Raw genomic sequence first — 208 nt, forward strand, 5'->3', positions numbered from 1 at the left:
TTGTTCTTTGAAAACTAGATAAAGATAAATTGATAGTCAAGAAATTACCGAGTATCGCCATTTTAGGTTTTAAACCTGATGTAACAACCAATTCGGTTAAGTTATGAAGGGCGCACGGTGGATGCCTTGGCACTAGGAGCCGACGAAGGACGGGACTAACACCGATATGCTTTGGGGAGCTGTAAGTGAGCTTTGATCCAGAGATTTC

At 42.3% G+C, this 208-nt stretch carries 1 rRNA gene; it reads left to right on the forward strand.

What is annotated here, in order from left to right:
* Nucleotides 1–94: 94 nt before the first annotated feature.
* Nucleotides 95–208, forward strand: a 23S ribosomal RNA gene (locus tag BAA9072_RS24065); the annotation flags it as partial.

Source organism: Rossellomorea arthrocnemi, from assembly GCF_904424705.1.
Classification (GTDB): domain Bacteria; phylum Bacillota; class Bacilli; order Bacillales; family Bacillaceae_B; genus Rossellomorea; species Rossellomorea arthrocnemi.